The 2,151-nt window shown below is 60.3% G+C and carries 2 protein-coding genes; both read left to right on the top strand.

The window, feature by feature from the left end:
• Positions 1-217 precede the first annotated feature (217 nt).
• On the top strand, positions 218-505 hold the full coding sequence (locus AC1RQP_RS40115) for a helix-turn-helix transcriptional regulator (RefSeq protein ID WP_492943294.1): 288 nt from the start codon (positions 218-220) through the stop codon (positions 503-505).
• Between the two features lie 89 nt (positions 506-594).
• Positions 595-2,079 carry a hypothetical protein gene (locus AC1RQP_RS40110; RefSeq protein WP_492943292.1) on the top strand — a complete coding sequence of 495 codons (1,485 nt, stop codon included), beginning with the start codon at positions 595-597 and terminating at the stop codon, positions 2,077-2,079.
• Positions 2,080-2,151 lie beyond the last annotated feature (72 nt).

Genomic DNA, 2,151 nt, shown 5'->3' with positions numbered 1-2,151 from the left:
CGTCAAGGCCGTTTTTCCCGGTGTTTTCGCTTGGTTCCAGCGGCTGGGCCCCAATAGGCCCTAGTCTCAGTACAGCGGCGGCGCGAGATTGGCTGAGACTGCCCATGGAAAGTTATCAGGCTAAAAATGACTTATCAGGCATAAAATGCATGGCGTGATCTTCCCGCGCCCGCGAGGTGCCGATTAGATATCGCGAGTATTAGCATGGAGACTCGCGATGACCATCCTGCCGCACATGGAAGTCGAGACGGCCGCTGACGCCGCGCTTGAACCGATGCTGAATGAAGCTGGGGTCTTGAAGATCATCCCGTTTTCCCGCGCCACGCTGCACAGGATGGTCCGGAAGGGCGATTTTCCGGCACCGGTTCACCTCTCGGCCAACCGCTGCGCATGGTTTCTTGACGAGATCGTCAGATGGCAGAGGACCATCCGCGAGAGTGACCCGCACTTCAATCCCGCCCGTGGCCGGGGCAGAGGGCCAAAGCCGCGACCCCAACCGACATGAACGCAAAAAAAGCCCCGGCATCGTCCGGGGCTTTTTGCTTTTGGATGTCAAGGGAATTGACAACCACCAACAATGGAATCCGATGACCCATGTCTCAACGAAAAAGCCGCGCCGCTGATAGCACAGCGAGCGCGGTGGATGTCGATATCGCGAGCAGCGATGACGGCATCCATAGCACACCTGCCAGCGGCGATCAATCGGGTGCTACGGGAAATGTAGCAGGCCAGACCGCCGCCGCCTTCATCGCGGCGATGTTTGGCGCCGTCAGCGAGTTGCCGATCTACATCAGCTCATTCCCCAATGAGCGCGACGACGACACCGAGCCGGGCGAGCGCCACGTCGCCACGCGGCTGCCGTCAGACATCGCGAAGTTTGTCGCCAAGTGGGACCGGCCCAAGCGCGGCCTGTTCTTCTGCGTCGGCATCGTGAAGCGTGACGCCAAGCGCGCCAAGGCCAACATCGTTCAGACCATCGGCCTGCACGCCGACATCGACTTCAAGGATATCGATGACAGCCGTGCCGATGTCGAGCGCAAGCTGGCGACGCGGCTGAAATATCCACCGAGCACCGTCGTGTTCTCAGGACATGGGCTGCACTGCTACTGGCTGTTCAAGGAGGCGATCGAGACCCAGCCGAACATCGAACGGATCGAGGCCGCATTAAAGCTACTCGCCGATCTGGTCGGCGGTGATCTGCAGGTGTGCGAGGTCTCGCGCGTGATGCGATTGCCGGGCACGCACAACAGCAAGAACGAGGGCTGGGTCGAGGTCGAGGTCGTCAACGATAGCGACAAGCGTTACGAACTCGATGATCTTGAGGAGTGGTTCTCCGAACAGAGCCCGGTGATTTTGCGCATCGATCGCCCGCAAGCGATCACCGCAGGCGAGGACAACGATTTCACTAAGTATAGCAAGACCTTCAAGCCGCCGATCGATGCTGAGAAGCGCTTGAACGCCATGATGTACATGGGCGGCGGCGACAGCAGCATCCACGCGACGCAACTTGCCGTCACCGCCTCACTGTTGAACGCAGGCATGCCGCTTGATGACGTGGTCGCGCTGGTGCTGGCCGCCACCAAAGCCGCTGCTGGCAAATACGGCGAGCGGTGGAATTGGAAGCGCGAGGAATGTGGAGGCAGTCGCAGCATTCGCGGGATGTGCGAGAGCTGGATCAAGAAGACTGCGAACGAGAAGAAGACCGCATCGAATGAAAAGGCACCTCCACGGCCAGCGGGCGCAGCGATTGCACCGGCAAATTCCGAGGAATTTCTGTCACTGATCTTTGCCGATCGCCACGCCGCCGATCTGCGCTTCGTCGCGAAGTGGGGACAATGGTTTCGCTGGGACGATGCGCGGTGGCTGCTCGAAGAAACGCTGCATGCCTTCGACATGGCGCGGCTGATCTGTCGTGAGGCGGCCAACGCCTGCAACAAACTCGGGATTGCCAAGGCGCTTGCCAGTGCCAAGACCGTCGCGGCGGTCGAACGCTTGGCCAAGGCCGATCGCAAGCTCGCGGCGACGTTCGAGCAATGGGACATCCACCCCGACGACTTCAACACCGCAGAGGAGGACTGACATGGCGACGTATGATCTGGTGCAAGGCACTTCGCGTCCGCCCCGACGCGAGGACTACATCACGCAAGTCTC

The organism is Bradyrhizobium sp. GW821-FHT13H06 (assembly GCF_058803975.1).
The sequence above is the reverse complement of the archived record's forward strand: the minus strand, read 5'-3'. Positions and strand labels throughout refer to the sequence as shown.